The 6,323-nt window shown below is 70.7% G+C and carries 7 protein-coding genes; 2 read left to right on the forward strand and 5 right to left on the reverse strand.

Going from position 1 to position 6,323, the window contains the following annotated elements:
• The 5 genes from FRW57_RS15625 to FRW57_RS15640 all read right to left on the reverse strand — a co-directional run.
• A partial coding sequence (locus FRW57_RS15625) for a hypothetical protein (RefSeq protein WP_203230356.1) occupies positions 1–1,056 on the reverse strand: 1,056 nt, incomplete at its 3' end.
• A 49-nt stretch (positions 1,057–1,105) separates the two neighbouring features.
• Positions 1,106–1,270, reverse strand: coding sequence for a hypothetical protein (locus tag FRW57_RS23325; RefSeq protein WP_162308250.1), 165 nt, complete (start codon positions 1,268–1,270; stop codon positions 1,106–1,108).
• A gap of 227 nt (positions 1,271–1,497) precedes the next feature.
• Entirely contained in the window at positions 1,498–1,941 is a 444-nt protein-coding gene (locus FRW57_RS15630) for a GNAT family N-acetyltransferase (protein ID WP_162308249.1), read from the reverse strand.
• Positions 1,942–1,979: 38 nt separating this feature from the next.
• Entirely contained in the window at positions 1,980–2,939 is a 960-nt protein-coding gene (meaB, locus tag FRW57_RS15635; protein WP_137122850.1) for a methylmalonyl Co-A mutase-associated GTPase MeaB, read from the reverse strand.
• A 7-nt stretch (positions 2,940–2,946) separates the two neighbouring features.
• Positions 2,947–4,149 carry an acetyl-CoA C-acetyltransferase gene (locus tag FRW57_RS15640; RefSeq protein WP_137122849.1) on the reverse strand — a complete coding sequence of 401 codons (1,203 nt, stop codon included), beginning with the start codon at positions 4,147–4,149 and terminating at the stop codon, positions 2,947–2,949.
• A gap of 121 nt (positions 4,150–4,270) precedes the next feature.
• On the opposite strand from FRW57_RS15640, the gene mce reads away from it, so the two are divergent.
• A complete protein-coding gene (gene mce, locus FRW57_RS15645; RefSeq protein ID WP_137122848.1) occupies positions 4,271–4,699 on the forward strand; it encodes a methylmalonyl-CoA epimerase in 429 nt (142 codons plus the stop codon).
• Positions 4,700–4,805: 106 nt separating this feature from the next.
• A complete protein-coding gene (ccrA, locus tag FRW57_RS15650) occupies positions 4,806–6,143 on the forward strand; it encodes a crotonyl-CoA carboxylase/reductase (RefSeq protein WP_137122847.1) in 1,338 nt (445 codons plus the stop codon).
• Positions 6,144–6,323 lie beyond the last annotated feature (180 nt).

Genomic DNA, 6,323 nt, shown 5'->3' on the forward strand with positions numbered 1-6,323 from the left:
CACCAGCCGGCGCGCCCCGCTGGTGCCTCGGCCGCGCAACCGGGCCAGCGCCACCTCGGGTCGCCGCTGCTCCACGACCGCCCCGAGCACCAGCCACAGCACGACCAGAGCGAGCAGCGCCAGCTGCACCATCAGCATGGGCACGATCTGCGCGGCCTGGTCGCGCTCGTGACGCATCTCCTGGGCCAGCGCGGACAGCCCCGAGTAGACGGTGACGGTCGGCAGCCCCGGGCTGGAGACCTCGGGCGCGATCCGGGCCGTCAGCGCGTCCACCTGCGGCCCCAGGTCCATCAGCCGGTCGATGCCGACGACGTCCTTGCGTAGCGGGAAGTCCATCTGGCTGCTGAGGTCCAGCGTCGGGTTCTGGTGCGCCCAGTCGGTGACGGTCGTGGCCCGCGCCGTGAGGATCCGGTCGGTTCGGACACTTCCTGAGTCGGGGTCCTGCGCCCCGGACCACCCGGTCAATGATGTGCCGTACCAGTAGTCACCGCGCCGCTGTTGGAAGACCCCAGTGATCCGGACCGACGTGTTCGTGGGCGGTTGCGTCGTCGGAGTCGTGGACCGGGGCGGGGTGAGCGGGATCTGCTCGCCCACCCGCCAGTGCCAGCTCTTCGCGTCCACGGAACTCACCGCCACCTCACCGGCCGAGGTGGGACACCGGCCCGAGGTGAACCTCACGTGCTCGCACATCCCCCGCCGCCACAGCACCTCCGCCGACAGGGCCACGCCCTTCGGCGACCGCGCGTCGGCGGAGAGGGTCACACTCGGCTGTGGCGGGAGGAAGGCGGTGCGCAGGCGACCGCGCACCTGCGCCCCGAGCTGTTCCGGCGAGGACGCCATGGGCGCGTCCGTCGAAGGTGAGGAGGTCAGCCGCAACCCGCTGACCTGCACCGGGTCGTGCGCCAGCCGGGCGCCGACCAGTGACTGTTGGAGTGCCCGGTCGTAGAGGGGTGCGAAGACGGCGCAGGCGGTGATCAGCGCCGAGAGCGCCGCGATCACCAGGGCCTGCGCTCGTCGGTACCGGATCGCCTTCCACATGAGCGTGGCAAGTATCAACCCGAACATCGTGTCTGTCAGGGAGATATCCACACGACGTGTCGTGCACTCAGCCGTCCGGCGAGAGCACCCGCTTGAACTCGGCGCAGAGCTCGACCACCCGGAACCCCAGCCGTTCGTTGATCGACACCATGTAGCGGTTGACCTCCGAGTTGCCCGTCTGCACGCGGTAGCTGCCGGGGAAGCGCCGCTGGAACTCGATCAGGTTGCGCACCTTGACCGCGGTGCCGGGTGACGATCTCGGGCGTGGCCTTCTCCTCCTCCAGGTCGAAGTCGCCCATCGGCGCGTCCACCGCGAGCCGGTTCTGCGCCGCGCAGTAGGACGGGAGCAGCTCGTCCGGCAGCCCGTCGGCAAAGGTCTGCAGTGCGTATGCCGCGTGGTGCGGCGCGCTCTCAGCCGCCAGTTCGTCCAGCAGGCCTGTCGAAACAGGCAACTCGAGCTCACGCACGATCTCGGTGATGGCCAACGCGAAGCCGTGGCGCTCGGCGAAGCGGCGGTAGGGATGGGCCTCCCGGTCCGCCACGGGATAACGCGTCGCTCATCAGGCTGTGCCGCCCGAGCTCGCGCGCACGGTCCACACAGTGCTCGACCAAGAGCGACCCGATGCCGGCCCGCCGCCGCTCCGGCTCGACGAACGCCATGAACCACATCAGGTCGGTGTTGTCGAGCAACGGAAGAAAGGTCATCGCGGCGCCGACCATCTCGTCCCCCTCGAACGCGCCGAAGGCCTCGTTCCGCTGCCCCGGGTCGTCCTTGCGCAGGTCGATCCGGCATTCGAGCAGGCTGTCGAGCTGGGCGTGCGGGCGCTCGAACGCCTCTGCCGCCTGCGCCCTCCCGACCACCCGCTGCCGGACGTCCTGCACGGTGGCCGACCGGGCGACCACCTCGCAGGACGTCCTGGGGCGACGGCGCGCGACCTCGGTCAGGTGAGGGCGTCGACGACCTGGTCGGCCGCGGTGTAGGGATCGGTCTGCCCGTCGACCACGTCGGCGGCGAGCGCCTCGACCCCCTCGCCGTGCCGCAGGTCGCCCATCCTGGAACGCAGCGACCGGATCGCGATCGCCTCGATCTCGTCGCCGGCGCGACGCACCCGGCGCTCCCGCAGCGTGCCGTTGGACTCCATCCAGGCAACGTGCTTGTCGATGGCCTCCATCACCTCGTCGAAACCGTCGGACTGCGAGGCCACGGTCTTGACGACCGGGGGACGCCAGAGCCCGGGCTCGGTGCGGTCGCCGAGGCTGATCATGTGGCGGATGTCGCGGACCGTCGCGTCGGCGCCGTCGCGGTCGGCCTTGTTGACCACGAAGACGTCCCCGATCTCCAGGATGCCTGCCTTGGCGGCCTGGATGCCGTCACCCATGCCGGGAGCGAGGAGCACCACCGTCGTGTCGGCCAGCCCCGCAACCTCGACCTCGCTCTGACCCACGCCCACCGTCTCCACGAGCACGACGTCGCAACCGGCGGCGTCGAGCACCCGCAGCGCCTGCGGGGTCGTCCACGAGAGCCCGCCCAGGTGGCCGCGGCTGGCCATCGACCGGATGTAGACCTCCGGGTCGAGGGCGTGGTCCTGCATCCGGATCCGGTCGCCGAGCAGCGCGCCCCCCGAGAAGGGCGAGGACGGGTCGACCGCCAGGATCCCGACCCGCTGCTCCCTGGCCCGGAATGCGGCCACGAGCGCGTTGGTCGAGGTGGACTTGCCGACCCCGGGACTGCCGGTGATGCCGATGATGTGCGCCCGGCCGGAGTGGGGGGCGAGGGCGGACATCACCTCGCGCAGCGCCGGGTGCGCGTCCTCGACCAGCGAGATCAGCCGGGCCACGGCTCGGGGTGAGCCGGCCCGCGCGGCCTCGACGAGCGCCGAGACGTCGACGGGTCGCGCCATCCCTGCCTCAGGCCTTCGGGACGCGGACCACGAGGGCGTCGCCCTGTCCGCCGCCACCGCACAGACCGGCGGCGCCGACTCCTCCGCCTCGGCGCTTCAGCTCGAGGGCGAGGTGCAGGACCAGGCGGGCACCCGACATACCGATGGGGTGTCCGAGGGCGATCGCGCCACCGTTGACGTTGACCTTGTCGGCGTCGAGGCCGAGCTCCTTGATCGAGGCCAGTCCCACCGCGGCGAACGCCTCGTTGATCTCGACCACGTCGAGGTCGGTCGGCGAGATGCCTTCTCGCTCACAGGCCTTGGCGATCGCGTGGGCCGGCTGGCTCTGCAGGCTCGAGTCGGGACCGGCCACGACTCCGTGCGCTCCGATCTCGGCGAGCCAGGTCAGGCCGAGCTCCTGCGCCTTGGCCTTGCTCATCACCACCACCGCGGCCGCCCCGTCGGAGATCTGCGACGCCGAGCCGGCCGTGATCGTGCCGTCCTTGCGGAAGGCCGGGCGCAGCCGGGAGAGCGACTCCGTGGTCGTGTCGGCCCGGATGCCCTCGTCGGTCTTGAAGTCGATCGGGTCGCCCTTGCGCTGCGGGATCGAGACCGAGACGACCTCGTCGTCGAAGAGCCCGTCCTTCCAGCCCTTGGCCGCCAGCTGGTGGCTGCGTGCCGAGAAGGCGTCCTGCTCCTCGCGGGAGAACTCCTGGTCGGCCTTGTTGGCGTCCTCGGTCAGGCCACCCATGGCCTGGTCGGTGAACACGTCCCACAACCCGTCGTAGGCCATGTGGTCGTGCATCGTGACGTCTCCGTACCTGAAGCCGGACCGGCTCTTCTCCAGCAGGTGCGGCGCATTCGTCATCGACTCCTGCCCACCGGCGACCACCACATCGAACTCGCCGGCGCGGATGAGCTGGTCGGCGAGCGCGATCGCGTCGAGACCGGACAGGCAGACCTTGTTGATGGTGAGCGCCGGCACGGTCATCGGGATGCCGGCCTTGACCGCGGCCTGCCGGGCCGGGATCTGACCGGCGCCCGCCGTGAGCACCTGGCCCATGATGACGTAGTCGACCTGGTCACCGGTGACACCGGCCTTCTCGAGCGCGCCCTTGATGGCGAAGCCGCCGAGGTCGGTGCCGGAGAAGTCCTTGAGTGAGCCGAGCAACCTCCCCATGGGGGTGCGTGCTCCGGCGACGATGACGGAAGACGGGGCGGTGTCGCTCATGATCGAAGGCCTCCAACGGGTAAGGATCTCTGCTCACCTCCACTGTATCCACGCCGGGCCCTGCCACCGGACGTGACCATCGGCACAGCCGAGCCGGGGGCGCCGCGCCTACTCTTCGACCATGACCTCCGACCTGTTCACCGCCATCGACCACGTGGGCGTCGCCGTGGCCGACCTCGATGCCGCGATCGCGTTCTACCGCGACACCTACGGCATGACCCTCACCCACGAGGAGACCAACGAGGAGCAGGGCGTGCGCGAGGCGATGATGGCCGTCGGGGGTTCCGGCTCCTGCGTGCAGCTGCTCGCACCCCTCTCCCCCGAGTCCACGATCGCGAAGTTCCTGGACCGCTCCGGGCCGGGCGTGCAACAGGTCGCCTACCGGGTCGAGGACATCGAGGCGGTCGGCGCCACGCTGCGCGAGCGCGGCCTGCGGCTGCTGTATGACGCGCCGCGCCGTGGCACGGCCGGGAGCCGGGTCAACTTCATCCACCCCAAGGACGCCGGGGGCGTGCTCGTCGAGCTGGTGCAGCCGGCCTCCGCGCCCTGACCGCGCGGTGTGGCGGTCGTCTCAAACCGCCCCCCAGGCCGCTACCGGCCAGTAGTTTGTCCGGCACCGCAAGCCCACCCGCCGCCTCCAGCCAAGGAGCACGACGATGAAGGACATCCGCGACGCCATCCTCTCCGGGGACCGCCACCAGCAGACGTATGCCGGGCTCCCGCTGCCCGACTCCTACCGCGCCGTCACGGTCCACAAGGACGAGACCGAGATGTTCGCCGGACGGGAGAGCAAGGACAAGGACCCGCGCGAGAGCCTGCACGTCGAGCAGGTGCCCGTGCCGGAGCTCGGGCCGGGCGAGGCGGTGGTCGCGGTGATGGCCAGCGCGATCAACTACAACACCGTCTGGTCCTCGATCTTCGAGCCGATGCCCACCTTCGGCTTCCTCGAGCGCTACGGCAAGCTGTCGGAGCTGTCCGCCCGGCACGACCTGCCCTACCACGTGCTGGGCTCCGACCTGGCCGGGATCGTGCTGCGCACGGGGCCCGGCGTGAACGCCTGGAAGCCCGGCGACGAGGTCGTCGCCCACTGCCTGTCGGTCGAGCTCGAGCACGCCGACGGGCACAACGACACGATGCTCGACCCCGAGCAGCGGATCTGGGGCTTCGAGACCAACTTCGGCGGCCTGGCCGAGCTGGCCGTGGTCAAGACGAACCAGCTGATGCCCAAGGCGGCGCACCTGACCTGGGAGGAGGCGGCCTCGCCCGGGCTGGTCAACAGCACGGCATACCGGCAGCTGGTCTCGCGCAACGGCGCCGGCATGAAGCTCGGTGACGTGGTGCTCGTCTGGGGCGCCAGCGGCGGCCTCGGCTCCTACGCCACGCAGATGGCGCTTGCCTCGGGCGCGACCCCGGTGTGCATCGTCTCCAGCCCCGACAAGGCCGCGATCTGCCACGCGATGGGCGCCGAGCTGGTCATCGACCGCAACGCCGGGGGATACCGCTTCTGGAAGGACGAGCAGACCCAGGACCCCCGGGAGTGGAAGCGCTTCGGCCACGACATCCGCGAGCTCACCGGCGGCCGCGACCCGGACATCGTCTTCGAGCACCCGGGGCGCGAGACCTTCGGCGCCAGTGTGTATGTCGCACGCAAGGGCGGCACGATCGTCACCTGCGCCTCGACGTCCGGGTTCGTGCACGAGTACGACAACCGCTACCTGTGGATGAACCTCAAGCGGATCATCGGCTCGCACTTCGCCAACTACCGCGAGGCGTGGGAGGCCAACGACCTGATCCGGCGCGGGTTGATCCACCCGACGTTGAGCAAGACCTACCCGCTCGACGAGACCGGCCGGGCCGCCCACGACGTGCACCGCAACCTGCACCAGGGCAAGGTCGGCGTCCTGGCCCTCGCCCCGGAGGCGGGCCTCGGGGTCACCGATCCGGAGCTGCGGGCGCGACACGAGGCTGCGATCAACCGGTTCCACGACGCCTGAGACAGAATGCGGGCGTGACGAAGCGACGTTCCACCGGCCGGACGGTGTCAGGAGCACGAGGCGACCTGGTGCGGCGCTGGCGAGCGTGGCGCCACGAGCAGCGCGACCGCTGGCAGGCGAGCAACCGGATCCAGCGGCCGGAGCCGACCGCGACGGCGGGCGAGGTCGGCGCGTCCGCTG

Source organism: Segeticoccus rhizosphaerae (assembly GCF_009192725.1).
GTDB classification, from domain to species: Bacteria; Actinomycetota; Actinomycetes; order Actinomycetales; family Dermatophilaceae; genus Segeticoccus; species Segeticoccus rhizosphaerae.

What these genes read in the sequence shown, in the direction of transcription:
- FRW57_RS15640 (WP_137122849.1), bottom strand. Translation starts at nt 4,149, where the DNA reads ATGAGCGACACCGCCCCGTCTTCCGTCATCGTCGCCGGAGCACGCACC.
- mce (WP_137122848.1), top strand. Translation starts at nt 4,271, where the DNA reads ATGACCTCCGACCTGTTCACCGCCATCGACCACGTGGGCGTCGCCGTG.
- ccrA (WP_137122847.1), top strand. Translation starts at nt 4,806, where the DNA reads ATGAAGGACATCCGCGACGCCATCCTCTCCGGGGACCGCCACCAGCAG.
- meaB (WP_137122850.1), bottom strand. Translation starts at nt 2,939, where the DNA reads ATGGCGCGACCCGTCGACGTCTCGGCGCTCGTCGAGGCCGCGCGGGCC.